Origin of the sequence: Neobacillus niacini, from assembly GCF_031456445.1 — a bacterium.
GTDB classification, from domain to species: domain Bacteria; phylum Bacillota; class Bacilli; order Bacillales; family Cytobacillaceae; genus Neobacillus; species Neobacillus niacini_I.
Genome location: NZ_JAVDUQ010000028.1, coordinates 26,367 through 49,723, shown reverse-complemented (window position 1 = coordinate 49,723; position 23,357 = coordinate 26,367). Strand labels below are relative to the sequence as shown.

The window sequence follows — 23,357 nt, the reverse complement described above, 5'->3', positions numbered from 1 at the left end:
TGTGACCAATGCGGTTATCGCCCGCCACTAAAATACGGAGGTGCTTGCGTTTGAAATATCTTTATACGGCATGTTTCGCAATCTATGTCGGAAGCTTACTCGCATTACTCCTCGGCATCAAGCCGGATGACTTTACCGTTGGCGTTTCGTTCTTAATGAACGCAGTTGTGCTCTATAACTTTGCGATTAGCGAAAGGAAGGCGAAGTAATTAATGGCATTTTTCGGAGTATCGGCACGCAATCAAGCGCAAAAGGGCGCGATGCAAGCGTTAAATAACGAAAAGCCTTACATGTTCATCACCGGACCGGCTGGCGGAGGTAAATCACTCATCGCTCAAGCAGTCGGACTTGAAAACGTAGTTGAAACGCGAAGATATCGCAAGTTAATTTACACGCGACTACAAGCGCAGCTCGGAATGGAAATCGGACATCTGCCCGGCAGTATTGACGAAAAAACTTACCCGTTTATCAGACCGTTTCTCGATAATCTCGAAGCCATGTCGGACGAATCAAAGCGTATCGTTCAATACCTAATGACTGGCGGAGACAAGGCGCAGATATTCTTCGATCCGATTCAAACGATGCGAGGCGGAACCTTTCACAAGTCGTTCGTGCTAGTGGACGAAGTTCAAAATCTCGACGTCGGAACAATGCACGGAGTGGCTACGCGATTAGGGCCGGGAACGAAAATGGTATTCTGCGGAAACTTTGCGCAAGTAGACACGCAAAGACTACGAAAGCCTTCCACAAACGGGATGTACCAGTTGCTTAACGGATTGTATGAGCGAGGAGCACACGACATTTTCGATCACGTTAATCTAATGGATATCGAGCGACATTATGCCGTAGGTGTGGTCGAAGATATCTTGCGAAATCACGATATGGCGCCAGAGTTTGCGGATTTGGAAGCCCGCGGGAATACGTACTAGATAGATATAGCGTACTAAAAAGGAGAGAACTAAATGAACTCATTTTTAGAAGAGATAATCGAAAAGTTGGTTGATATTAGCCGCAATACGGCAGATATTGATACACAAATTGAAATAGATTCATTAATCGGCTTTATAGAACAAGCAACTGATTAATGAACTATACGAAGATTAAGCGACACAAAAAGGAGGTCCGCTAATGCCATTCTATTCATTTCTATGCGAAAAATGCAACGAAGTTAAAGACGAACTGGTTCCGATGAACACGACGTCAACCGTCTGCACCACCTGCGGAACCCTCACCGTCAAGCAACCTAGTTTTCGCTTCAGTGCCCACGGACTTCCAAACGGCTTCTCGGCGAATCGGACAGCACGAAAGGAGTGACCCAGATGATTAAAAAAGCGGCAAAAGGTACGCTAATGGTCGCCTCGCTCGCAGTAGCCGGCGGCCTCTACGTCAACACGGTATTCGATCCGGGCGCCAAGCCGATTCCGGTCGAAAAGGCGTCAGCCCACTACGTCGACAAGCAGGCGGTCATCAACGCGTTATCAACGAAGGCCGAACTCGTCGGCTTGACCGGCAAGGTTGCGAAAACAATCGAGTATAACGATAGTGAATGGTACGGAGACAAAACGTATAAGCTGGCGGCAACCGGCACGTTTAAGCTCGGCATTCAAACCGCGGACATCCAAGTAACAACGCACGGCAACACGGTAACGGTAAAGTTTCCGCAACCGAAGATTATCAGCGTCGACATTCCGTTTGATAAAGCCCGCGTCAGCAAAGACGTCGGCATGTTCCGCAAAGACTTAAACGAGGCGCAGCTCCAGGCGATGTTCGGCAAAGCACGCACGGGGGCAATCGACGACATCAAGCGCAATAGGCAAGCGTTTGACAAGGCGGAGGCGAGCGTGGAGCGGACGATTGAGGCGTTGATTAAGCCGGTTGAAAACGTTAAACATATCGAATTTATGGAGGCTAAATAATATGAACAGTTACGATAATCTAATCGGAAAAACTATTGCGAATATTGAGCGAGGCGATGACGAAATAACCTTCCGCACAGAGGACGGTGAAGTATATCGTATGTATCACGAGCAAGATTGCTGCGAATCTGTATATATCGAAGATGTTATCGGTGATTTAAACGACCTAGTAGGTTCGCCTTTAACTATGGCGGAAGAGGTGGTCGAGGCTGGCAAAGACGACGAGGACAGTTGGTGTGAAAGTTCGACGTGGACATTTTATAAATTTGCGACGAATAAAGGCTACGTTACGATTCGTTGGTTCGGGAGTTCAAACGGGTATTACTCGGAATCGGTGTCCTTTTACCGCGTTGATAACGAATGAGTTTACCGAATGATCCACACGCTACGCCGCCTCATGTGCGACAGGTTTTCGGTGTTGTGCACGCTGGCGGAATTGAACGCGAAACAAGAACGGGAGGATACGAGATTGATTAACGATAAATTACAGGAAATGTTCGAAATGCAGGCCGGACTTGATGGTCGAATCATTAAAGAACGCGGCATTGAGAAGGATGTCAGCGAATGGGTGACGGGGATCACAATCGCAATGGAAAGCGAAATTGACGAAATCAGACGCGAGGTTAACTGGAAATGGTGGAAGAATCCGAAGGCAATCGATGAGACCGCGTTGCAAGGCGAAGTTATCGATATGTGGCACTTCCTACTTTCGCTATCTCGCGTTGTCGGCTTAATGCCTGAAACGATTCATTCTATTTATATGGAAAAGAACGCCGAGAATCACGCAAGGCAAGACGGAAATAGCGACAAAGAAGGTTACGAAGTTAAGGAGGCGAAGTAATTGAACGTCGAACTATTGGCCCACACGCAACTATCTCGCAAATTTGTCGATAAATTAAAGGCGGAGCTCGACTTCGCTATGCCATTCACTAGCGGAAAGGCAATCGCACTAACCGCGATCAGAACGTGCTACTCGCCAGGCAAGCCAAGCGAAATCGTCATTAATGAAGGCGAAAAGTATTTCGGCACTAAGGCGACCGACGGCAAGGAAGGGTCGGAGGCGGACCGCTTAATTCGCATGATTATTGCGAGCAAGCATACGTCAACGCTCGAAGGAATCAGTTTCGTTTTTGCAGTCGAAGATGTTAGTCGCGCCTTACTTGCACAACTTACCAGGCATCGCGTAGGATTCTCCTTCTCAGTACAATCGCAAAGGTACGTCAAATTTGGCAGCAATGATCGAAGCGGTGGTTTTGATTTTGTTACACCAGACAGTATTGGGGACAACGAAATACCAAATTATCAATATGCGGTTGAATTTGACGATGATTACGAGGTTACTGAGTGGAAGAATTATACCGCGGAAGAAGTGTTCGAAGAGTTTATGCGAACGGCTCAGGTAACTTACGATAGATTGCGGAAGGCCGGCGTGCCTGCTGAAGATGCGAGAGCCGTCCTTCCTAATGCAGCAGCTACTAGTCTAGTGCTAACGGTTAATCTTCGCGCTTTGCTCGACTTCTACTCGAAAAGGAAGCCGGGAGCGGGCGGTCAGAAGGAAATAACGGATTTAGCGGAAGAATTAAAAGCGGCAGTTATCGAAGTTGAGCCGTGGACGGAAGCATTCTTTAACTAATACAACGAGGTGATACTATCGGCTTACTAACAACGATGATGTTAACGTATAACTTACTAAATCCGCCGTCCATTGTCGCAGGCCAGCTCGCCCAGCAAACGATGCCTGCGGCTCAGGAGTGGCGCCAGCAAGCGGAAGTATTAACGCAACGACTAACTGAGCAGCGCGAAGTGAACGAGCGCCTACGAGCCGAAATTGAGCGCCTGAGAGCGTCTCAGTGGCGCGACTTCACCGCAACAGCGTACACCGCTGATTGTGCCGAAGGTTGCTCCGGAATCACCAAGACGGGGCTCGACGTTACCAATCGGACTCACTACGAAGGCAAGCGCATTATTGCAACTGATCCGAGTGTGATTCCGCTAGGCACGACGGTTGAACTTCGGTTCAAGGACGGAACACTCGAGCGGGCTATTGCGTTAGACACGGGCGGAGCCATTCGCGGTACGATTATCGATTATTTAGCAAGCGACAATAAAAACGCCCTCCAATTCGGAAGGCAGCGGATACAGATCCGAATTATAAAATAGCGAAAAATTCGCTTCTATAAACGTTAATCATGCCGGACATCGGAATGCCATCCTTACCGTGACCGTGCTTACGTAAGAACTCACGGAAGACGGCGGCATCAATCCGGTATGGCTCGGCGAATGGATTATCGATTTTAACTTCATAAATGTCGCCCTTTTTACTATATAAGACGGAACAACGCATAATAACACGCTCCTTTGATTTATTGTCTTAATTTTAACGCAATTATAAACGCAAGTCAAACGAAACTTAACGAGGAGGAATCGGGAATGATGAAGGAAGTTAAGGCGCATGAAATTGACGGAGTGACTTACGTTGAGGTTCATCGGAAGGCTAAGGTTGGTGAAAGAATTATTTACACGAAAGATAGTAGCGGAATAGGCGTAAAATACGGCGACGTGTTTATTGCGAGAAACGTTGATTCTGGTGGTTACGTTAGCGCGGGATGTGGCGCTATTAACCCAAGAAACTACGCGGTACTAGAATTGGTCGATGAACCCACGGTCGACACAGCGCAAGCCTCACCGCAAGTCATCGACATGCTCGCCAACTTAGCCCGGCGCGTAACGCAATTAGAATCGCAACTAGCCGCCGCCCAACGCAACCTTGAAACTTTCGCAGAACAGGCGGAGTCCAACTCGGAGGACATTCGCGAGCTAGACAGTCGCACGCAAGTCCTTGACGCAATCAATAAGTATTATGCGGAGGGCAGCCGATGAAGAGTACGATAACTGTTGAACGGGAAGTCGAAGTCGTTAAGATCGCCCTGTGCGGCAAATTACGTTCGGGGAAAGACGTCGCTGCTCACTATCTGCACATCAAATACGGATTCGACCGCATTGCTTTCGGTGACGCACTCAAACGCATTGCACACGAAACATTTCCGTGGGTTTCGGAATCTTCGAAGCCCAGGGCGCTCTACCAAGATGTTGGGCAATTAATGCGGAGTATTGACGAAAATGTCTGGATACGCCATGCCGAGCGCAAAGTGGCCGGCACGATTGACTTCCGCGTGAATACCGGCCATGACCGTGTGGGCATCGTGCTGACCGACGTCCGCCAGCAAAACGAAGTAGACTGGTGCTGGCGGAATGGATTTACGCTGATTCGCGTAACGGCTCAGGATGAGGTGCGGATTGCTCGGGCGATTGAGGCGGGCGATGATTTTAACGAGAATGACCTCGAGCATATTACGGAAAGCGCGATTGATGGGTTTGCGGTGGATTATAGCGTAAGCAATGACGGAAGTGTTGGCGATCTACAAGACAAGATAGACGAAATTATGGGGGCGATTGGGTGAACGTATTAAGCTTATTTGACGGGATTAGCTGCGGACAGTTGGCGTTCGAACGTGCAGGTATAAAAATAGATAAATACTTCGCTAGTGAAATCGAACCAAAAGCCATAAAAGTTACGCAGAAACATTATCCGAATACGACCCAAATGGGCGATGTGACTCAGGTAAGAGATGGCGATTTATCTAGTCTTCAGGGAATAGATTTTCTCATTGGAGGGTCACCTTGCCAGGATCTAAGCCCGTACAAATTAAATAGAAATGATGCAAAAGGTTTGGAAGGCTCAAAAAGTAAACTCTTCTATCATTACGAGAGAGTATTCAAATATATAAAACCTAGATATTTTTTACTTGAAAATGTAGTTATGGAAAAAGAATGGGAAGATATAATAACCGAAATATTGGGAGTAGAACCTATATTGATAAATTCTTCATTAGTAAGCGCTGCTGAACGTAAGAGGTTGTATTGGACTAATATACCAAACATTTCGCAACCAGAAGACAAAGGGGTGTTTATTAAAGATATCATTGTTCCGGCAAATGAAGTTCCTGACAAGTACTGGTATGACTTACCGTTTATCTATAACGGCGATGATAAGAAAGTGCAGTGTACTTTAGATGTACAAAAAGGTTTTCAACGAAACATGAAAGAGGTATACAACCAAAACGCGAAATGCAATACTCTTCTCGCTGATGGTGACGGAGGCAACCGTCAAAAGAAAGTATACCAGGACGGAAGATGCAGAAAGTTTATGCCGATCGAGTACGAACGGATGCAGACCTTACCGGACAATTACACAGATTGCGTGTCCGATTCCGCTAGGTACTCAGCGGTAGGCAACGGATGGACAGTCGATGTTATCGCGCACATCTTCAAAGGATTAAACGGAGTGAAATAGGCAATCACTCCGCAGGTTTTACGAGCTCAAACGAATGCCAAAACACGCTACCTTCGTCAACTTTTCCGACATACTCGAATTTAAGTGGAAGGTCGGCGTCGGCCAGCGCCAATTTACTAACGACTTGCTTTCCGGCAGCAACACCGAGATAGCCGCGCTTGTCGGGGCGCACTACAGAAGCGTTAGGCACTTTCGCAAGATCCTGTTTAACAACGCCAACTCGCTTGTTTTCAACATCAACGCTGATTATGACGGGCGTAAATTGAGTTAACGCGAGCTCCTTACGCATTATAGCGGATAGGCGAATACGGTGATGCTTATCGATTGTTAATGATTTACCGCCTCGACGGGCGATTTGTAACGGTTCGAATGGCATGGGATCACGTCCTTACGTTAGTTTTAACGCAATTATAACGAATGAAAACGAATTAATCAAGGAGGTAACGCATGAGAGTACTTGAATTATTCGCTGGCACGCGCTCCATCGGAAAAGCGTTCGAAGCCGCCGGCCACGAAGTATACAGCGTCGAATGGGACGAAAAGCACCCGGAAATTAATTGGTACGCAGACATCGGCAAAATTACAGCCGCCGACATTCTCGAAAGGTTCGGCCGACCTGACGTCATCTGGGCATCGCCCGACTGTACTTCGTATAGTATCGCAGCCATCTCGCATCACCGAACCCGGGAACCAGACGGCAATCTGGCGCCTAAATCGGATTATGCGAAGTTTTGCGACAAAGTTAATCAGAATATGCTGCGCCTGATTCGCGAATTGAATCCGAAGTTTTATTTTATCGAGAATCCACGCGGAGGCATGCGGAAGATGAGATTCATGGCGGACTTGCCGCGCTATACCGTTTGGTACTGCCAATACGGAGACATGCGCGCCAAACCGACCGACCTTTGGACAAATCATCCGGATCCCAAATTTAAACCGGTGTGCCATAACGGCAATAAAGCGTGCCACCATCAACCGGCGCCGCGTGGAGCGAAAACAGGCACGCAAGGGCTGAAGGGGTCGGTGGAGCGGAGTAGGATTCCGCAAGAGTTATGCGAGCATATCGTGAAAATTTGCGAAGGGGAGGCGAAATAATGGGCCACGTTAAACGAGATTTACACGTAAATGAACGCAGTTTGCAAGAAAAGTATCCAGCGCTCGACAATCCGCTCGGCCTCCGCATCTTACTATCGGACTACCACGCCTTGCTAAATAGGCAATATCAAGGCGACTATGATGCGGTTGTATTATTGGCTGACCTATCGACGGCAATCGAGTTGGCAGCGTTAACACGGCGCCAGGCCGAGGCGCTCCGCTTGGTCTACGAGCTTGACTTGACGCAGGAAGAGGCGGGGCGGCGGATGGGCGTTTCGCAGCAGGCCGTTGAGCAACACGTTAACAATGCGATCGAGGCAATTTCGGAAGTTTACTATTTTTGGAGTCATCACGGAGAGGGGTATGCGATTAATGGCGAACTATAAGACGGAATTACACGAAGCAATCACGCAATTACAGCAGGCGACTAGACGGGGAGAGATGCCGCGAGAGGTGCGCTTGGGGCGGATTGACGGACTTATCGAGGATTATTTTGCTAAGACGGGTGAAATGCCGGATGCGGTGACGCTTGAGCGGTTAGCGGATCTTATTTTGCATGAAGAATTGACGGATAACAACGAACACAAGATTTCGCACACGGAATACCCGTTTCTAAGCGAGCGCCAATTCGATCGGCGCGACAGTCGGGAAGTTAAGTCGGCAAACGGAATGGACGGCAATGCTGCGGATGGACAAAAGCACGGAAGGCCAACGCGAAGAGAGCGGTCAGATTATGAAAATAGATTCGTAGATAAGAAGGCTCGCATCCGCAATAAAGACCGTAAGAAAACGTATCACGATTTTACGAAGGTCCAGCCGGTAATTGTACGAAAAATGGGAAATTAGACCTACTTTATTTTTATCGATTTTGTGTCTATACGTTATGAGGGCGGGCGTTTCGGCGCTCGCTAACGAAAGGGGAACGAATTAGTTGACGAAAAAATTATTAGGAAGCCTTGAATTGAATCGGATTTATCAGATGGATTGCTTGGAAGGCATGTGGATGATTCCGGATAAGAGCGTTGATTTAATCGTAATTGATCCGCCTTATAACATTGGGAAGGATAAGCGTTGGGATAAGTGGAATACGGTTGACGAGTACGTTAACTGGATGGCATTAGTGTTTAAAGAATGCGAGCGCGTGATGAAGCCGACCGGCTCGTTCTACTGGTTTCACAATGATATGACTCAGATTTCAAAACTAATGCAATGCGTTGAAGAGAATACAGGATTTATATACAAACAGATGATTACAGTTGACAAGCCGGATAATTCATTTGTTAAAGATTTATACGGTTCGCAAAATCATTTTCGCAACTACTTAAATATTGCAGAGTATTGTTTATTTTATACATTTACTGATGAGAGCGGGAGCAATGAGGCCGCACAGAATGTCGTGCGCGATTACTTGCGGAGTGAGTTGCATAAGTATGGAATAGCAAACGACATAAACAAACTATTTTGGCGCAACGGATGGGCTAAAGAAGGGTCAAACATAGCTACGCATTTCTTCGGAAACAATAGACAGAATTGCCTTCCCACTCGAATAAATTACGAAAGGCTACAAGCCACAGGGTATTTTCAGAAACCATATGACGAACTGAAAACAGATTACGATGCAGCTTATGAAGAATGCCAAAAACGACGTTATACATTCAAAGCATCAGACGGAATTAAAAACGTGTGGTCTTACTCGTTTCGCGAAGATAGGAAGACGAAACATCCGACGCAAAAACCCGTAAGACTTATTGAGGACATTATAAAATACTCTTCAAATGAAGGAGATATTGTTTTGGACTGCTTCATGGGCTCTGGAACGACTGCGGTAGCTGCCGCGCGTCTTAACCGTAATTTTATCGGATTTGAGCGCGAGACAGAATACGTTCGGATTGCGAATCAACGATTAGAAACGGTGTAGGATGAAAACACCGAACAGAGATTAATTGAACAATAGACTTAAATTGTGACGTAAGGAGGAATAAGGTTGCATAATTACGAATGTGAAACTTGTGGAAAAATAGTTGAAATTGAAGAGATTGAAGCTACATTATATCCACCCGAATAATACGAACATGGTCAATGCCGAGACTGCTTTGATAAGGAGTGAAAATAATGAATTGTGAACTTTGTATGGGCGAAGATGCTACAACAAAAGTGGAATATCAAGATTTTATTTGGGATGTTTGTGAGAGATGCAAGGCATTAGCCGAAGCAGAGTAAATTCGCACTACGAATCAAATACGAAACTACCACGCTCGCCTCGGCGGGCTTTTTATTATGGGGAGGAATATTAATGAGTAACGCTATTCAAAAATACCACGATCCGGAAACGGGTAAAATGATTGTCTATGGATATGAGGACGAGGTTTCCGCAGTACCACGCGAAGAATTAGAACAATGGCGCGAGAGTAAGAAACGTAAGGAGGCCGCTGAACGTGGTCCAATCCGTTATTACGTCAACTGCTACCACGATAAGGTTGCGGAGCTTAACGATTTGCTTGACGTTAACGAGCTTGGCGCACTGATGAAATTGCTTCCATATTTGCGTATGAACACGGGTGGTCAACTATTCAGCGGTAAAGAACGCATGACAACGAAACTCGCCGCCAAAGCAATCGGAAAAAGTGAGCGCCAAACTATTCGTCTTATCAATAAGATGGTCGAGGTGGGCGTCATGTCAAAAGAGTGCGAAGGGCGCACGGTCGTTTATTGCGTTAATGAAGAGTATCATTCAATCGGTAAATACGTCCGCGACACGTTCTATACGAAGCTTTACCAGGTTAAAACGCGGACGGACATCGCTAAGATTTCGATTCAGACAGCGGGCATTCTATACAAGATGCTTCCGTTCTTTAATTATGCGCATTACTATCTCAGCATCAATCCGGAGGAAACGGACGAAATGAAAATAACGCATATGTCGCACCGTCAATTCGCGGACCTGGTAAATGTCGATCGTGACCTCGTAAACAAAGCGATGAAGGAGCTAATATCGCACGGCTTTATTATGTCGTTGCAATCGTTCGGCGGGCAGCTTTACCGAATTAATCCCGACGTGATGTTCCGCAAAAAGGTCGATTACGATGAGTTAACGGAGTTTGTGCGCATGCAATTCGAACAGTCGAAGAGGGGCGTTAGTCAGGCGCTAGTGGATATCGAAGACCTTCCGTTTTAGGCGTGGCGGTAATATGTCATTCTAACGGCGATTTTGGCGGTAATATGTCATAGTTTAAAAGTGCCTTCGCGCTTACTCTCCGTAGGGCTGACGGCACTTTTAGGCGCATACTTCCTCTTTTCTTATAGGACCTTGCGCCTCTCTAAATACGTTCGGCGCCACCCTTCCGTTTTATTGCTTACGCTTTTTAAAGACCAGCGAAAAGGTATGAATAGTAGTAGGACGGCAGCGCCGGACTACAAGGGTTTATGAAGTCGTAAGACTTCTCGGTAATGACTGCGTAATGCTAGCTTGTAAAATCCGTTGTTTCGCGGTCTATAGTACGAAGAGGTAATATTGCGTAATACATATTACGTTAACAATAACGGTACGAATCTGCCTTATATTACGCTAACATATCCGGAATGTATTTATATAGAAGAAACTCGTCTTATTGCGTAGGGGTAGCGGTAATGCAGCGTAAGTAAGAACGGAGGAGCCAGCCGATCATGTTAACGATTATTCTAGCGATTATTGGCGTTTATATTGCCGTAGGGATAGCGGTAGTAGTTACGATAAACTTTGCGTTTGTGCAGGCGGATAGTAGGTTGAGAAATGTACGGGATAGCATTCCGTTGGTATTCGGGTGGCCTATTGTACTACTCATTATGCGGGTGCTTAAGCCTTAGCGATATGATAGCGAATAGGCGGGCGCATCAACACGAAGCCGCCGGAGCGGACGCCTTGTCGAAACTCAAGGGGTCGAACGCTATTCATTATACATAAACGCAGGGAAATAATCGTAGTCATGGCGCAGCTAAACGTTGATATAACGCCAATGTATAAACGAATGCATACGCTTATTATCTGCGTAGTGATCCAGCGTTGATATGACAACGTTTGTTTATGCGATTAGTTCGTCAAAATCATATTTTACGCCGTAATGTACGTATGAATATACAACGCTATACATCATGGCGCATGTCGAACCGTGTCCCCCAACCGCCCTGGCGTGGGACCGCCGGTTTGGTCAGAAAAACTGCGCTACAATTTTTTGAACTCGAGGTGTCTAACCGCATGCCTAACGGTTGGAATCTCGGATACATAGAAAGGAGGGACGCATCATATGGCGATGGTAAACGGCGAATGGATAACGCGCGACCAACGGCAACAACGCATCGACTTATTAACGGAACGCATTCGTAAATTAGCTTCCGCAATTAAGTCCGGAAAAGCAACCGACTATCATATCGAAACATTCCGCACGGATAAAGCGGAGTTAACACGACTCAAGCGGGTACATCGTGCCGAAGTCGATATGCTTTACTTCTTTTACGAATATTTTTCGGAAGCGCGGAACCCGGGCAATCCGGATAACCTCGTACCGACTAGTCGCGTTGACATGGATGATGCGCCCGACTTTCACGTTAAACTTTCACGGATACTCGACGCAGTATCGAATCGTAACAGGACGGCACGTATTGCATGGGCGGCCAGCCGGGGACACGCAAAATCCGCATACCTATCGAATGCCTTTCCGGTTCATGAAATCGCGTTTCGCAAGCGGAAAATGATCCTCATTATTTCGGAAACAAACGCGGGGTCAAAGAAGTTCATAAAATGGGTCGCCGGCCAACTGAAATATAACCTTAAACTTCGCGAAGACTTTGGCGTCTTATTGCACGAACAGAAAACGCGAAATGAGAAGGACAGCGAAGAGGCGTTTTTAACGACGACGAATATTAAGATGGAAGCAACTTCGCTCGGAACGCAAATTCGTGGTTTTAGAAATGGTTCACAAAGGCCTATTAAATTGGGCGTTACGTTGGAAACTTCGTAACTAGAGGGCGTTAATTCGGTGAAGGCCTCCATAAACGGCTAATACCGAGCCAAGCCGTACAGGAATGTGCGGAAGGTGTAGAGACTAGAGGCGGTAAGCGAGAAACGCAGAAACCTCCACGAAAGCGTCCCACCGTAACGTAAAGACGACGGTGAAGATATAGTCCGACACTCCGACGATGGAAAAGCGGAGAGAGCGTTTAAACTGCGCTGATAGAACGGAATGGATTTAATCTTACTCGATGACTTGGAGTCGCGGGACTCTAATAATACGCCCGAGCTCCGTCAGAAAGCGAAAGACTGGCTTAACCAGGACTTAATGCCGGCATATGATCCAACGCAGACAGCCGTTATCTTTATGGGAACGCTAGTGCATGTCGATTCCTTGCTTAATTACGTACTTACCGAACGTCGCGACTTTATTAAGAATAAATTCCCGGCAATTATCGAATGGCCTAAACGCATGGACCTTTGGGCGGAGTTTGAGCGCATCTATAAAGAGTACCAGCCGACCGAGGCGGAGCTTGCCGAAATGGAAAACGCGGAAGAAGAAACGGCCACGTCTAACGCAAGAGCGGCGCTTAACTTTTACGAAGAAAATCGCGAAGCAATGGACGAAGGGGCGAAAGTGTTATGGCCCGACCGATTCCCGTTAACGAATTTATTTCTCGAAAAGGTTAACTACGGGTCCAAGGCGTTCAATACGGAATTTATGAATAACCCACTCGACGAAGAGTCGCAAATATTCCATCCGGATCGGTTTTACTACTACGATAGCGGGCGGACATTTTCGCATAAGGACTTCTATATCGGAATGGGACTCGATTTTGCGATGGGTAAACAGAAGGGCGACTATTCGGCGCTAGTGACCGTCGCTAAGCATAAAATTACGAAGAAGACATACGTAGTGGATGCGTTTATCGAGCGCTTGCATCCGGATAAATTCCTTGAAATCATAACGCGCAAAGTTAAAGAGTACCAGCCGGACATTATTGGCGCTGAAGCACAAATGGCGCAAGAGTTTTTCGTTGATAAATTGAAAGAAGCGCTCCAGTTCGTCGGCTATCCGGCACATAATCGCGTAAAGAAAATTCAGCAACGCCAGCGGAAAGAACTCCGTATCGAGGCGATGCTGCCCGACATAGAAAACGGAAACATCGTATTTAATCGAGATCATGCAATTTTGCTCGAGCACTTTGAGCGCTACGGTTCGCGCTGGCATGATGACGGACCTGACGCATTAAATATGGCAGTTGAAGCCGTAAAAAGACCGAAAGCAGCGGTCGGTAAAAAGCCAAGTTATTTATAAAACGGAGGTGAACGAAATGGCATCTAAAAAGTTAAAAGAACTCGAAGCAAAGTTAACGCTACCTCAACAGAAGGCGGCTTTTTTATTAGTTGAAAATGATTTGCGCGATGGTGGCGACAAGAAAACGCAAGAACAAATCGCAGATGAAGTCGGGGTTACGTACAAAACGTTGTGGAGCTGGCGGAAACAGAATCGCAATTTCATCGACTATAAAAACGAACTTGCAGACGACTTTTTTGCGGAGTATCGATCCGGAGTTTACGGTCAGTTAATGAAATTGATTAACTCGAACCAGCCTTCAGTCAAGGCAATTTCACTTTATCTGCAACGCTACGGACTACTTACGCAGAAAACACAAATTGAAACGGTTGACAACAGTTCAGCACGTAGCAATGAAGACTTAGCGCGCGAGCTCGAAGAATTGGACGATTTATTAGGCGACTAGATAGCGAAAGGAGGGGCGCCACTTGCTTGGGTTTAATAGTAAAGCGGAAGTTGAAAAATTAGCGGAAAATCAAACCACATATACGTATAATTCGTTTCAGCCTGGCGAGGAGTTTCCTCCGATTGCTGACCGTGAGCGTATTTCGAAATACAAGCGCTTGAAGAAGTTGTTTCAAGGGAAGCAATTCGAAGTATACGAAAGGGCGTCGGCCATCTTAAAAGACACGCCACACGCGAAACAGCTCGAGCAGTTATATATTGCGGTGAACTTAGCGGACATCATCGTAACCAAGCCGGCTGATCTACTTGTCGGAGAGCCCCCGAGTTTTGAATCGGGCCTACCGGACAATAGCGATCAACAGGTCGCGGTCAATCGTTACGTCGAGGAAAACGACCTCGTTAAACTAATCCACGAAAGCACGACCGGCAACGGTTATCGCGGTGATGCGTGGATTAAAACGCGTTACGGTTCGCGCATTGATTACTCGGAATTATTGCGCTTGGGTGCTGAGCTGCCCGACGTAGAAATGGAGCCGATTATCGAGCACATTAGCGCTGAATGCGTGTTCCCGGAAACATCTCGCGGAAACATTAAGTCATTTAAGGCGGTTAATATTGCGACGGTTGAGTACGTGGTTAGTGCAAACGACGAAAAGCCGTTCTTGAACGTTGAGCGCCATGTGCCAGGCTATATTATTTACGAACGCTATCGCTTATTCGAATATGAGGGCGGTATTGATACGCGTTGGGGCTATCCGTTGCAAGTCTACAAGATTGGCGAAAAAGTTCCGACAGGGCGCGAAGAGGACGTAGTTCCGACGGGCGTTCCGTACTTGCTCGTTCATCACATCCCGTATAAGAGCGTTGATGACGATTGGGAAGGCGTCGGAGGACTTGAAAAATTAGAATCGTTATTAGCTGCGATAAACGATCGTGTCGTTGCAATTGATTACGTGCTCATGAAAAATTCCGACCCAACTGCGTACGGTCCGGAATTAGATACCGGAAGTGGTGAAACTCAAGTCCGATTAAGTGGCGCGTATATTCCGGTTACGAAAGAGGATGCAACGCCGGGCTATATGGATTTTAGCGGTCAATTAGATTCCGCGTTTAAGGAACTCGAGGTATTAATTTCACTGGTCTTCCAAATCGCTGAGACTCCGCAATGGTTGTTTGGAACTGTATTAGGCGACAACTCCAGCGGAGGAGGAACGAGTCATACCGATTCTGCCGCAATTAAGGCTCGCTTCATGCCTATAATTAGCAAAATAAAAAGAATTCGTACTCATTATGATAAAGCGCTAAGAGACGCGTTATGGATTTGTCAATTATTAGACATAGCACACGGAGACTATGATTTCGAACCGGTTTATCCGACAATCAACTGGTCTGATGGGATACCGAAGAATTTAAAAGAAGAAGCCGAAATCATGGCTATCCGTACAGGTAATAAACCTACGATTGACGTGCAGAGCGCAATTAAACGTCAGGATGCGGTTGATGACGAAAAGGCACGCGAAATCATCGACCGGATTGATGCGGATGAGCAGCGCACAATGGGAACGGTTGACGCATCGATATTTAACGAAGGCTCCGGCGGTGTAGGAAATGGCGGAGCATAATTACGATAAACAAGTCGAAGAGCTAGTGCGATATTACAAACAAGCGGTCGAGCGGATTAAGTCCGAACTCGACCGTTTTGATTTATCGGACTTTTCGCGTGCTAATCAGTTGGCGACGCTTAAAAATATCGCGGACATTCTGAAGGGGCTTAACGAAGATGCGGCGCAGTGGGTGGCGGATAATATCCCGATGGCGGCGCGAGCTGGTGTTGCTGACGCAATCGTGGCGCTTGGCGTTGTTAATACGGCTGCTGAAGCGATGCAAATCGTTAAGTTTAATCGCGTTAACAAGGAATTAGTCGCGGCGGCTGTTGCGGACACACAAGCGGACTTGCTTGCGGTGACACAGAACGTAGAGCGGCGAGTTAAGGCGACAGTTCGACAAGTAGTCGGAGAGGCAATGCGCCAAAACTTAGCGCAAGGAATTAACGGTCGTCGGACTATGAATGCGGACATTATGGCGGGGCTTCGTGGAAAGCTTGGCGATTCGCTTAACACCGGAATAATCGATTCGGCAGGGCGACGCTGGGACCCGAAAGTTTACGTCGATATGCTAAGTCGCACAAAAATGATGCGCATGACGATGGATGCGACGATAAATGAGGCAGTTGATCGCGAGGCTTACTACGGGCAAATATCGAGCCACGGAGCAAAAGATGCGTGCCGAAATTGGGAAGGCAGAATCGTGAAACTGGTCGCGGATGCGCCCGGAGATTATCCGTATATTGGCGATTTGCCGGGGCGTGAAATATTTCATCCAAGATGTCGGCACACAGTTTCACCAATACGCAGACCTGACCGTTATGAATAGCGGTCTTTTTTTTTATTTTGCCGTGACAGATTTCGCGAATCGAAAAGACATGACCTCGATGTCCTTCACGGCTTTCTTACCAAGGAATCAGGCTTAAGGAGTTTGATTATGCCGAAGAGAGTAGTAATTGAAGAAGTAATTATTAACGGAGAAATAGTTTTAGTAAAAGAGTGTTCCAAATGCAAAGAGAAAAAACCTTTAACAGAGTTTACAAAACTTAAGACAGGTGTTGGAGGTAGGCGCTCTGATTGTGTAATCTGCCGTAAAGCATTTAGGCATACATCTGAACAAAGGGAGAAAGAAAGACATAATTCCAAAAGATGGCGCGATAACAACAAGGATAAGACAAGCGCGTATCAAAAGATGCGTAGTAAAAGAGACAGAGAAAAATACTTATTGCTCAGTAAGAAATATTACGATAAGTATCGTAAAGAAATTTCTGAAAAGCGTTTTTATTACCGGAATCTACCTCATAACAAAAGCAAAGAAAAAGAAAGATTAAAACGTTATTACCTTTTGAATAAGGAAACTTATGTTTTAAGAAATTCAAAAAGAAGAACTTTAGAGAAGAAGTTGCCAAATACAGTAACCAACGAGCAGTTAAACGAGATTCTTTACAAATTTAACGGCGGATGTGCATTAACTGGCGAACAGGAAATCCATTGGGACCACGTAATCCCGTTAGCAACTGGTCATTGTGGGACGATTTACGGAAATATGATTCCGTTACGTAATGATTTAAATTTGAGCAAGAATGACTCGAATGTATTTGAATGGTTTTATTTAAACAAAGGGCGATATAACTTATCACAAGATAAATTTGATAGTTTAGTATGTTGGTTATCTGAAATTAACAGAATGACAGTTCCTGAATACGTGAAGTATGTCTACGACTGCCACGCAGATAAAAATGAGACACAATTGAAAAAAGTGGATTAAGGATTCATTGCCTTACGAAATGGCGTTAAACTTTCGGATGATTAAATTAATGAGCGACGGCTCTCAAACGGAGGTTTTACAATGAGCGAAATTAACGCAAGTAACGAAGTAGTGAAAGAGCAAGAAACGGTAGTGGTACCGGAAAATAAACCGGAAGTAAAGACGTTCACACAGGAAGAAGTCGATAAGATTTTATCGGAGCGATTAGGACGCGTTAAAAGCAAGTTTGCTGATTACGACGACCTAAAAACGAAAGCATCCGAGTACGAAAAAGCGATCGAAGAAAAGCGTCTCGCCGAGCTATCAGCGCAAGAACGCGCGGAAGAATTGGCGAAAAAGTTCGAAGCGGAGCGCAACGACTACGCGAACCAACTAAAGGAATATCAAGCGAAAGTCGAGCGCCAGCAAATTGTGAATCAATTTATTAAGGCGGCACCAGGCGCAAACATCCCGGCTGACCGAATCGATGCTGCTCTAAAACTTGCGGATCTATCGGCCGTAACAATCGGCGAGGACGGAGCGGTTAACGGTTTGGAAGACGTGATGAGTGCGCTTGTTGAACAATACGGCTTTTTAGCCGAAAGTAAGAAACCGCAAAAGCCAATCGGCGAGCCTTCGAATTCGCATCGAGACACTAGCGAAAAGACAAGCGAGCAATTATTGCGAGAGGCGGCCGAGAAGGCGAAACGTACACAAAAACGCGAAGACTTTATGGCATACGCGGCATTAAAAGTTCAATTAGGAAAGTAAGACAGGCGACCCAAACGGTCGTCTTTTTTACTTTAAAAATTTAAAACAATGGGGGAAAAATAACAATGGTAAAAATCTATAACGCTGATTTAATCGGCAAAAAACAATCGGTAGTTGACGAGATCCTTTTATTGAATCCGCACCAAACACCACTTTTAAACCTTTTAGGATTTTCGGAAGCGGTAACGCAAACTTCACACCAATGGTTTGAAGACGAAATGATCGCTGACGAAACAAAAGTAAACGGAGCTAAACTTTCAACTGATACTTCTATCGTTGTAGTTGACGGTTCTATCTTCCGTGCAAACGACGTTATCAAAATCGGCGATGAGCTATTAAAAGTTACTGCAATCGCTACTAACACGCTTACTGTAGTACGCTCGTATGCCGGTACTACTGCGGCTGCTGTCGCTGACCAAGCGAAAGTTGAATTCCAATTCTCCGAAGGCGTTGAGGGCGCTGACGCTCGCGCTGCACGTTACAAAGCACGCGCTCAAAAGTCTAACAAGACTCAAATCTTCGATGACGCTATCCAACTTTCTGGAACAGCTCAAGCGGTTACTCAATACGGAATCAGCGACCTTTACGAGTACGAAAAGCAAAAGAAGCAGCTTGAACTTGCTCTTCAATTAGAAAAAGCGCTTATCAACGGTGTTGCATACGAAAGCGGCAACGTTCGTCAGATGGCTGGTGTTCGTTCATTCATCCAATCTAACGTAACTGATGCGGCTGCTGGGGCAGTAAGTGCGACATTGCTAAACGACTCTTTACAAGCAATCTACGAAAAAGGCGGATTTGCCGGTGGCGGAAACTTCAAAATCCTAGTTCCTGCGAAACAAAAGCGCGCAATCTCTGCGTTCGATAACAACAAGCTTTACATTATGCAATCCGAAAATACTCGCGGTCAAGTAGTTGACCACTTCGTATCTGACTTCGGTCAATTCGAAATCTCTTTAAACAATAACCTTGCTGCTAACGAATTGATGATCGTTGACACTAACCGTATGGCGGTTCGTCCACTAGTAGGGCGTGAATTCTTTCACAAATATTTAGGGGATCAAGGAGACTATGTTACTGGTACTCTTGTAGGCGAATATACTCTTGAGTTTAAACAAGAAAAAGCACACGCTCGTATCAAAAACTTAGCTTAATAGATTCGCAAATTTGCCCGTAGTCATTCGATTGCGGGCTTTCTTTATTGAGGTGATAACGTGGCAAAATTTACGTCAAGATTTCCGGAGCTGGGCTTCTACTGTTGCGATGAGTTTCATCGATTCCACAACGGAGAATTCAGCACCGAAAAAGAATGCGAAATTAAGGTGCTCGAAACCTTAGCGGACGTGGTCCGTGTAGACGAACCAAAATCGGAGGAAGCGCCGAAGCCTAAAGCGCCTGCGAAAAAGTCCTCCAGTAAATAAGACGGAGGTGGACTAAATGGCGGTTAATATTTTTGACGCGGATTCTTATATCGAATCGAACGTAATCGTAATTGACGATTGGACCGACAGCGACGATGCGAAAAAACAACGGTTGTTAAATGTCGCTTCATCAACGCTGACTCGCGTCTATCCGGCATATACGATTCCGGACAATGCGGTATATGAGTACGCAGCAGTATTGACGGTAGCTTTCAACGATACCAATGCGCAGAAACAAAACGGAGTGAAGTCGTTCTCAGTGGCGGGCATTCAGTTTACATTTGATGGCGGCAAGGAGTCGATTGAGTCGATGATTCCGGCAACGGCGCGACACTTAATCGGCCAGGAAAACGGCGTCGATATTGGTGGCACCGGTGGCCGACGCCCGAAATGGACGGTGTTGTAGATGGCGATTATGCCGATGAAGCAAACCGTTACACGCATTCGCAAGTCAGGCAGTGATTGGGACGGCACAGAGTCCGAAGAACGCGTCGACATGAAGTGCGCCATCACGGAGGGCGCGAAATTAGTTCGCTCATCTTCCGGCACAAGTGGAGTCCAAAGCATCAGCTCGACTGAAGTCGTATCCACTGCGCAAATCTATTTCGATAAACTTGCCGACGTGCAACCTACCGATGAGTTCGAATACACGAATGAACTCGGCATCACCCGTAAATATCCGCCTTTAACAATCGATATCAAGCGGTTAAACGGTAAGCCGATTCTAACGGTGGTGAGCGTATAATGGCACGGGATTTCGAACTAGATACTACGCGGCTGGCATCGTTACTCGCACGTTCTCCGGAAGCTGCGGCAAGAGGAGCCAGGCGCGGATTGCACGATTCGCTCGACGACTGGGTGCTACAAGCGCGAAATATTGCGCCGATTGACAAAGGAACCCTTCGCCGTGGAATTAAAGCGGAAGAGGTTCGCGGTCGGGATATGGACTTAACCGCTGAGATTTCGTCCGTAGCAAAAGAGCGCAATTTTAACTACGCCTATTATATTCACGAATTGGATGCTGGCGGTAAAAATATCGGTGGCGAAAAGAAATACCTCGACAAGTCCGCCGAAGAAAACAAAGACAAATGGATGCGTTGGGTCGAGGAAGAAATACGCACGCAACTTGAACGCGAAGGATGGTGACGGTAATTGTCCGTAGTTAACGAATTAAACTCAATCTACGATTTTTTGAAGGCGACCTATTCGACTGCAACAATCGAACGACAGGACGTGCCGGAATCACCTGCTGCGAACACGTTCGTTGTGCGGTTGCAATATAACGATACACAAACGGAGACGCGGTTTTCATACCGAAATGATCGAGAATTTCAGCTCATTTATTTCGGCAAGAGTTCGGTTGACGTTTTAACGAAGGTCGACGAATTAAGCCGGCTATTTAATAACGGGAATTTTGCGATTCCTATTCGAGACTCTTTGCGCTACATACGCGTGAAGGGTTTTTCATTTACAACGCCTTTTAAGTCGGCGAGCGGAGTTAATGCGGTGATTGCCGTTTTACAAACGGAGACACGCGAAGCCCGCGACTTTGAAACTTACGAAAAAATCATGTCCGTTAACGCGGGCATTAAGGAGTGAAGCAAATGGCAGGCGGTTCTTGGGATTCTACGTCACTACCGATTCGTCCAGGCTTATACGCTAATTTCGTTGAGAGCGCAATTGCTCAAATCAGCGGTGGCGAACGTGGTACTGTGGCGATTCCATTAAAAACATATAGCGGGACAGCAGTCGCTAAAAATTTCTACACGGTTTCGAACGAAACTGACGCTGGAGCATTGTTTGGTTCGGGGAATATTCAGCCAATTAAATTTGCGTTACAGGCTGGCGCAAAAGAGGTGCTTGTGTATACGTTGCCGGCGTCGCCAGTAACGCAAGACTATGCAGATATGCGATTAGCTTATGACACTCGTCCGTTTAACGTCTTTGCTTATGCGGAAGAAGTAGTTGCGACTGAACAAGACGCAGCTCTTACGTGGGTTAAAGCGAACAAGGACGAAGGAAAGCACTTTATGATCGTATTTGGATGCGCCGTAGCTGCGGACGATAACGACCCAGCGGTCGGAGATGCGCGTTCAATTCGTTTACTTGATGAGTACGCTGTCAACTTAATTAGCGGAGTTACAATCGACGGAAACACGTATACATCTGCGAAATACGCTCCGTATATTGCGGGGCTTATCGCAGGTACGCCGATTAATCAGAGCATTACTTATCGCGTGGTGCCGGTGGATGACGTTACGAAGCGCTTGACCAATTCGCAAATCAAAACGTCCCTTTCGAAAGGATCGCTAGTTCTTACGAACGATGGCGAAAAGGTTAAGGTGGAGCAAGGCTTAACAACTTCCGTCAGTAAGATTCGTAAGGAGCGCGCTCGTCAAGCGGTATTAACCGATGTGACGAAAACTGCTAACGATACCTATATCGGACGCATTGACAATAATGCTGACGGTCAGGCGGCGTTGATTAGCGCGGTCAAGACGTATCTTGAAACGCTTGAGCAATCGAATGTACTAACGGACATTGTAGTCGGATTAGATCCGCAATTCCAATCCGTTGGCGACTCCGTTTACCTTGCGATTGCATTTACGGAAATCGATTCAATGGAACGTATTTTCTTAACAATTAACGTATAAGGACGGTGGGATAAATGGCTTTAGATGCTACTCGCACAATTAACGGTAGCTACGGCGAGGTATGGCACGAAGGTGTATGGCTCACCAACGTCCAATCAGCCGAAGCGGTCGTGGACATTGATAAAGAAGAAATTAAGCGGTCGGGTACTCGTTGGACCGGTCATAAAGTAACATCTATAAAAGGTAGCGGAACAATTTCCGGCTACAAAATCACATCCGATTTCACATCGCTAATCGGAAGCGTTGCAAGCGACAGAGGAAAACCATACGTAACATCGATTATTTTAAAGTTAGATGATCCGGAAGCATACGGAGCGGAGCGCGTTATGTTAAAAGGCGTTCAGTTCGACCAAATTCCGTTAAGTAAATTCGAAGTGGGCTCACTTGTTGAGGAAGAACTTCCGTTTACTTTCAGCGGTTACGACTTACTAGACAAAATCAAAATGTAACGTATGGCGGGCGCTTTGCTCGCCTTTTTAAATTCGAAAATAACCTGGGAGGTTAACATATATGTCGCAAGATGCATTATCAGCGCTATTAGGCGCGGAGTTAAAAGTGGAGAAAGCCGTACCGATTAAACGGTTAGGCGTAGATTTAATCGTTAAATCAATTGACGTTAAGACATTCGGAAAAATCACGGAGCAAGCGACTCATCACGTTGGTAAGGGCGCAAAGAGAGAGGCCCAAATCGACGAGCAAAAAATGAACGCATTATTAATCGTGGCAGCAAGTGCGAATTTAAATTTCGGTGACGTGAAACTATTAGAAAAGTACGAAGCTTCCGATGCGGCTGATTGCGTCCAGAAGGCGCTACTTGCCGGGGAACTTGCGAAGCTAACGCAAGCTATTATGGAAGTTTCCGGGTTCGATAATTTTGACGACCAAATCGATAAAGCAAAAAACTAATTGAGGCCGGGGGAGAAGCAGCGTTATTGCACGCGATTTTCCAACGGCATCACATCCCACCTGATGAAGTTTTTGCTAAAGAACAACGACACAGAGCGTTTATGTACGCCTCGATGGAATTGGTTTTCGAGGAAGAAGAGAAAGAA

General features: G+C 46.3%; 34 protein-coding genes and 1 pseudogene. 33 read left to right on the top strand and 2 right to left on the bottom strand.

The features are described from left to right. Positions 1 to 50 precede the first annotated feature (50 nt). The 9 genes from J2Y67_RS19910 to J2Y67_RS28065 all read left to right on the top strand — a co-directional run bounded on the left by J2Y67_RS19910 (position 51) and on the right by J2Y67_RS28065 (position 4,076). A complete protein-coding gene (locus tag J2Y67_RS19910; RefSeq protein ID WP_310176819.1) occupies positions 51 to 209 on the top strand; it encodes a hypothetical protein in 159 nt (52 codons plus the stop codon). Positions 210 to 212: 3 nt separating this feature from the next. After that, a complete protein-coding gene (locus tag J2Y67_RS19905) occupies positions 213 to 929 on the top strand; it encodes a PhoH family protein (RefSeq protein ID WP_310176817.1) in 717 nt (238 codons plus the stop codon). A gap of 33 nt (positions 930 to 962) precedes the next feature. Further along, on the top strand, positions 963 to 1,085 hold the full coding sequence (locus J2Y67_RS19900; RefSeq protein WP_310176815.1) for a hypothetical protein: 123 nt from the start codon (positions 963 to 965) through the stop codon (positions 1,083 to 1,085). A gap of 43 nt (positions 1,086 to 1,128) precedes the next feature. Beyond that, on the top strand, positions 1,129 to 1,314 hold the full coding sequence (locus J2Y67_RS28070) for a zinc ribbon domain-containing protein (RefSeq protein WP_396954110.1): 186 nt from the start codon (positions 1,129 to 1,131) through the stop codon (positions 1,312 to 1,314). Positions 1,315 to 1,319: 5 nt separating this feature from the next. Beyond that, on the top strand, positions 1,320 to 1,916 hold the full coding sequence (locus tag J2Y67_RS19895) for a DUF4230 domain-containing protein (RefSeq protein WP_310176814.1): 597 nt from the start codon (positions 1,320 to 1,322) through the stop codon (positions 1,914 to 1,916). 1 nt (position 1,917) lies between these two features. Further along, entirely contained in the window at positions 1,918 to 2,280 is a 363-nt protein-coding gene (locus tag J2Y67_RS19890) for a DUF7448 domain-containing protein (protein ID WP_310176811.1), read from the top strand. Positions 2,281 to 2,385: 105 nt separating this feature from the next. Beyond that, positions 2,386 to 2,757, top strand: coding sequence for a dUTPase (locus J2Y67_RS19885; RefSeq protein ID WP_310176809.1), 372 nt, complete (start codon positions 2,386 to 2,388; stop codon positions 2,755 to 2,757). Continuing rightward, positions 2,758 to 3,549, top strand: coding sequence for an FAD-dependent thymidylate synthase (gene thyX, locus J2Y67_RS19880; protein WP_310176808.1), 792 nt, complete (start codon positions 2,758 to 2,760; stop codon positions 3,547 to 3,549). It begins immediately after the preceding gene. 350 nt (positions 3,550 to 3,899) lie between these two features. Continuing rightward, positions 3,900 to 4,076: a 3D domain-containing protein gene (locus tag J2Y67_RS28065; protein ID WP_396954109.1), complete on the top strand. Its 177-nt coding sequence runs from the start codon at positions 3,900 to 3,902 to the stop codon at positions 4,074 to 4,076. Here the strand turns inward: J2Y67_RS28065 and J2Y67_RS19870 are convergent. Beyond that, on the bottom strand, positions 4,066 to 4,260 hold the full coding sequence (locus tag J2Y67_RS19870) for a hypothetical protein (protein ID WP_310176805.1): 195 nt from the start codon (positions 4,258 to 4,260) through the stop codon (positions 4,066 to 4,068). The genes J2Y67_RS28065 and J2Y67_RS19870 overlap by 11 nt on opposite strands. An 86-nt stretch (positions 4,261 to 4,346) precedes the next feature. Here J2Y67_RS19870 and J2Y67_RS19865 point away from each other — a divergent pair, with 86 nt between their 5' ends. The 3 genes from J2Y67_RS19865 to J2Y67_RS19855 are packed head-to-tail and all read left to right on the top strand — an operon-like array spanning position 4,347 to position 6,270. Next, entirely contained in the window at positions 4,347 to 4,796 is a 450-nt protein-coding gene (locus tag J2Y67_RS19865; protein ID WP_310176804.1) for a hypothetical protein, read from the top strand. Then, positions 4,793 to 5,377 carry an AAA family ATPase gene (locus tag J2Y67_RS19860; RefSeq protein ID WP_310176802.1) on the top strand — a complete coding sequence of 195 codons (585 nt, stop codon included), beginning with the start codon at positions 4,793 to 4,795 and terminating at the stop codon, positions 5,375 to 5,377. Before J2Y67_RS19865 ends, J2Y67_RS19860 begins: the two co-directional genes overlap by 4 nt. Further along, positions 5,374 to 6,270 carry a DNA cytosine methyltransferase gene (locus J2Y67_RS19855; RefSeq protein ID WP_310176800.1) on the top strand — a complete coding sequence of 299 codons (897 nt, stop codon included), beginning with the start codon at positions 5,374 to 5,376 and terminating at the stop codon, positions 6,268 to 6,270. The genes J2Y67_RS19860 and J2Y67_RS19855 overlap by 4 nt, the downstream gene beginning before the upstream one ends. Positions 6,271 to 6,274: 4 nt before the next feature. Here the strand turns inward: J2Y67_RS19855 and J2Y67_RS19850 are convergent, their stop codons facing one another. Further along, a complete protein-coding gene (locus J2Y67_RS19850) occupies positions 6,275 to 6,646 on the bottom strand; it encodes a hypothetical protein (protein ID WP_310176798.1) in 372 nt (123 codons plus the stop codon). 71 nt (positions 6,647 to 6,717) lie between these two features. Between J2Y67_RS19850 and J2Y67_RS19845 the strand changes: the two genes are divergently transcribed. From J2Y67_RS19845 to J2Y67_RS19745, 21 genes and pseudogenes are all read left to right on the top strand, one after another. After that, positions 6,718 to 7,365 carry a DNA cytosine methyltransferase gene (locus tag J2Y67_RS19845; RefSeq protein WP_310176796.1) on the top strand — a complete coding sequence of 216 codons (648 nt, stop codon included), beginning with the start codon at positions 6,718 to 6,720 and terminating at the stop codon, positions 7,363 to 7,365. Further along, positions 7,365 to 7,751, top strand: a complete 387-nt coding sequence (locus J2Y67_RS19840) for a sigma factor-like helix-turn-helix DNA-binding protein (RefSeq protein ID WP_310176794.1) — start codon at positions 7,365 to 7,367, stop codon at positions 7,749 to 7,751. Before J2Y67_RS19845 ends, J2Y67_RS19840 begins: the two co-directional genes overlap by 1 nt. Then, positions 7,672 to 8,211, top strand: coding sequence for a hypothetical protein (locus J2Y67_RS19835; protein ID WP_310176793.1), 540 nt, complete (start codon positions 7,672 to 7,674; stop codon positions 8,209 to 8,211). Before J2Y67_RS19840 ends, J2Y67_RS19835 begins: the two co-directional genes overlap by 80 nt. A gap of 85 nt (positions 8,212 to 8,296) precedes the next feature. Further along, on the top strand, positions 8,297 to 9,283 hold the full coding sequence (locus J2Y67_RS19830; protein WP_310176792.1) for a DNA-methyltransferase: 987 nt from the start codon (positions 8,297 to 8,299) through the stop codon (positions 9,281 to 9,283). A gap of 375 nt (positions 9,284 to 9,658) precedes the next feature. After that, positions 9,659 to 10,540, top strand: a complete 882-nt coding sequence (locus tag J2Y67_RS19825) for a hypothetical protein (protein WP_310176790.1) — start codon at positions 9,659 to 9,661, stop codon at positions 10,538 to 10,540. Positions 10,541 to 11,645: 1,105 nt separating this feature from the next. Next, positions 11,646 to 12,326: pseudogene (locus J2Y67_RS19820) on the top strand (phage terminase large subunit); the annotation flags it as partial. 255 nt (positions 12,327 to 12,581) lie between these two features. Then, a complete protein-coding gene (terL, locus tag J2Y67_RS19815) occupies positions 12,582 to 13,667 on the top strand; it encodes a phage terminase large subunit (RefSeq protein ID WP_310176786.1) in 1,086 nt (361 codons plus the stop codon). Between the two features lie 16 nt (positions 13,668 to 13,683). Next, on the top strand, positions 13,684 to 14,112 hold the full coding sequence (locus J2Y67_RS19810; RefSeq protein WP_310176784.1) for a phBC6A51 family helix-turn-helix protein: 429 nt from the start codon (positions 13,684 to 13,686) through the stop codon (positions 14,110 to 14,112). Positions 14,113 to 14,134: 22 nt separating this feature from the next. After that, entirely contained in the window at positions 14,135 to 15,733 is a 1,599-nt protein-coding gene (locus tag J2Y67_RS19805) for a phage portal protein (RefSeq protein WP_310176781.1), read from the top strand. Continuing rightward, positions 15,720 to 16,544 (top strand): phage minor capsid protein, encoded by an 825-nt coding sequence (locus J2Y67_RS19800; protein WP_310176780.1) that lies wholly within the window; start codon positions 15,720 to 15,722, stop codon positions 16,542 to 16,544. Before J2Y67_RS19805 ends, J2Y67_RS19800 begins: the two co-directional genes overlap by 14 nt. A 108-nt stretch (positions 16,545 to 16,652) precedes the next feature. Beyond that, the gene (locus J2Y67_RS19795) at positions 16,653 to 17,483 is read left to right on the top strand and encodes a hypothetical protein (RefSeq protein ID WP_310176777.1); all 831 of its coding nucleotides are present in this window, start codon (positions 16,653 to 16,655) and stop codon (positions 17,481 to 17,483) included. A gap of 81 nt (positions 17,484 to 17,564) precedes the next feature. Further along, on the top strand, positions 17,565 to 18,233 hold the full coding sequence (locus J2Y67_RS19790) for a phage scaffolding protein (protein WP_310176775.1): 669 nt from the start codon (positions 17,565 to 17,567) through the stop codon (positions 18,231 to 18,233). A gap of 65 nt (positions 18,234 to 18,298) precedes the next feature. Continuing rightward, positions 18,299 to 19,384: an SU10 major capsid protein gene (locus J2Y67_RS19785; protein WP_310176773.1), complete on the top strand. Its 1,086-nt coding sequence runs from the start codon at positions 18,299 to 18,301 to the stop codon at positions 19,382 to 19,384. A 60-nt stretch (positions 19,385 to 19,444) separates the two neighbouring features. Continuing rightward, on the top strand, positions 19,445 to 19,651 hold the full coding sequence (locus J2Y67_RS19780; RefSeq protein ID WP_310176770.1) for a hypothetical protein: 207 nt from the start codon (positions 19,445 to 19,447) through the stop codon (positions 19,649 to 19,651). Between the two features lie 16 nt (positions 19,652 to 19,667). Beyond that, on the top strand, positions 19,668 to 20,057 hold the full coding sequence (locus J2Y67_RS19775; protein ID WP_310176768.1) for a hypothetical protein: 390 nt from the start codon (positions 19,668 to 19,670) through the stop codon (positions 20,055 to 20,057). Continuing rightward, entirely contained in the window at positions 20,058 to 20,396 is a 339-nt protein-coding gene (locus tag J2Y67_RS19770) for a hypothetical protein (RefSeq protein WP_310176766.1), read from the top strand. Next, positions 20,396 to 20,797, top strand: coding sequence for a hypothetical protein (locus J2Y67_RS19765; RefSeq protein WP_310176763.1), 402 nt, complete (start codon positions 20,396 to 20,398; stop codon positions 20,795 to 20,797). The genes J2Y67_RS19770 and J2Y67_RS19765 overlap by 1 nt, the downstream gene beginning before the upstream one ends. A 126-nt stretch (positions 20,798 to 20,923) precedes the next feature. Further along, a complete protein-coding gene (locus tag J2Y67_RS19760; protein ID WP_310176761.1) occupies positions 20,924 to 21,250 on the top strand; it encodes a hypothetical protein in 327 nt (108 codons plus the stop codon). Between the two features lie 5 nt (positions 21,251 to 21,255). Next, entirely contained in the window at positions 21,256 to 22,305 is a 1,050-nt protein-coding gene (locus J2Y67_RS19755) for a phage tail sheath subtilisin-like domain-containing protein (protein ID WP_310176758.1), read from the top strand. A gap of 14 nt (positions 22,306 to 22,319) precedes the next feature. Continuing rightward, positions 22,320 to 22,754, top strand: a complete 435-nt coding sequence (locus J2Y67_RS19750) for a phage tail tube protein (RefSeq protein WP_310176756.1) — start codon at positions 22,320 to 22,322, stop codon at positions 22,752 to 22,754. Positions 22,755 to 22,815: 61 nt separating this feature from the next. Next, the gene (locus tag J2Y67_RS19745; protein ID WP_310176754.1) at positions 22,816 to 23,211 is read left to right on the top strand and encodes a phage tail assembly chaperone; all 396 of its coding nucleotides are present in this window, start codon (positions 22,816 to 22,818) and stop codon (positions 23,209 to 23,211) included. Positions 23,212 to 23,357 lie beyond the last annotated feature (146 nt).

Bases quoted from the DNA above. Each gene is read 5' to 3' on its own strand.
- J2Y67_RS19905 (WP_310176817.1), top strand. From the start codon at position 213: ATGGCATTTTTCGGAGTATCGGCACGCAATCAAGCGCAAAAGGGCGCG.
- J2Y67_RS19900 (WP_310176815.1), top strand. From the start codon at position 963: ATGAACTCATTTTTAGAAGAGATAATCGAAAAGTTGGTTGATATTAGC.
- J2Y67_RS28070 (WP_396954110.1), top strand. From the start codon at position 1,129: ATGCCATTCTATTCATTTCTATGCGAAAAATGCAACGAAGTTAAAGAC.
- J2Y67_RS19895 (WP_310176814.1), top strand. From the start codon at position 1,320: ATGATTAAAAAAGCGGCAAAAGGTACGCTAATGGTCGCCTCGCTCGCA.
- J2Y67_RS19890 (WP_310176811.1), top strand. From the start codon at position 1,918: ATGAACAGTTACGATAATCTAATCGGAAAAACTATTGCGAATATTGAG.
- J2Y67_RS19870 (WP_310176805.1), bottom strand. From the start codon at position 4,260: ATGCGTTGTTCCGTCTTATATAGTAAAAAGGGCGACATTTATGAAGTT.
- J2Y67_RS19865 (WP_310176804.1), top strand. From the start codon at position 4,347: ATGATGAAGGAAGTTAAGGCGCATGAAATTGACGGAGTGACTTACGTT.
- J2Y67_RS19860 (WP_310176802.1), top strand. From the start codon at position 4,793: ATGAAGAGTACGATAACTGTTGAACGGGAAGTCGAAGTCGTTAAGATC.
- J2Y67_RS19850 (WP_310176798.1), bottom strand. From the start codon at position 6,646: ATGCCATTCGAACCGTTACAAATCGCCCGTCGAGGCGGTAAATCATTA.
- J2Y67_RS19845 (WP_310176796.1), top strand. From the start codon at position 6,718: ATGAGAGTACTTGAATTATTCGCTGGCACGCGCTCCATCGGAAAAGCG.
- J2Y67_RS19840 (WP_310176794.1), top strand. From the start codon at position 7,365: ATGGGCCACGTTAAACGAGATTTACACGTAAATGAACGCAGTTTGCAA.
- J2Y67_RS19835 (WP_310176793.1), top strand. From the start codon at position 7,672: ATGCGATCGAGGCAATTTCGGAAGTTTACTATTTTTGGAGTCATCACG.
- J2Y67_RS19825 (WP_310176790.1), top strand. From the start codon at position 9,659: ATGAGTAACGCTATTCAAAAATACCACGATCCGGAAACGGGTAAAATG.
- terL (WP_310176786.1), top strand. From the start codon at position 12,582: ATGGATTTAATCTTACTCGATGACTTGGAGTCGCGGGACTCTAATAAT.
- J2Y67_RS19810 (WP_310176784.1), top strand. From the start codon at position 13,684: ATGGCATCTAAAAAGTTAAAAGAACTCGAAGCAAAGTTAACGCTACCT.
- J2Y67_RS19800 (WP_310176780.1), top strand. From the start codon at position 15,720: ATGGCGGAGCATAATTACGATAAACAAGTCGAAGAGCTAGTGCGATAT.
- J2Y67_RS19795 (WP_310176777.1), top strand. From the start codon at position 16,653: ATGCCGAAGAGAGTAGTAATTGAAGAAGTAATTATTAACGGAGAAATA.
- J2Y67_RS19790 (WP_310176775.1), top strand. From the start codon at position 17,565: ATGAGCGAAATTAACGCAAGTAACGAAGTAGTGAAAGAGCAAGAAACG.
- J2Y67_RS19785 (WP_310176773.1), top strand. From the start codon at position 18,299: ATGGTAAAAATCTATAACGCTGATTTAATCGGCAAAAAACAATCGGTA.
- J2Y67_RS19775 (WP_310176768.1), top strand. From the start codon at position 19,668: ATGGCGGTTAATATTTTTGACGCGGATTCTTATATCGAATCGAACGTA.
- J2Y67_RS19770 (WP_310176766.1), top strand. From the start codon at position 20,058: ATGGCGATTATGCCGATGAAGCAAACCGTTACACGCATTCGCAAGTCA.
- J2Y67_RS19765 (WP_310176763.1), top strand. From the start codon at position 20,396: ATGGCACGGGATTTCGAACTAGATACTACGCGGCTGGCATCGTTACTC.
- J2Y67_RS19755 (WP_310176758.1), top strand. From the start codon at position 21,256: ATGGCAGGCGGTTCTTGGGATTCTACGTCACTACCGATTCGTCCAGGC.
- J2Y67_RS19750 (WP_310176756.1), top strand. From the start codon at position 22,320: ATGGCTTTAGATGCTACTCGCACAATTAACGGTAGCTACGGCGAGGTA.
- J2Y67_RS19745 (WP_310176754.1), top strand. From the start codon at position 22,816: ATGTCGCAAGATGCATTATCAGCGCTATTAGGCGCGGAGTTAAAAGTG.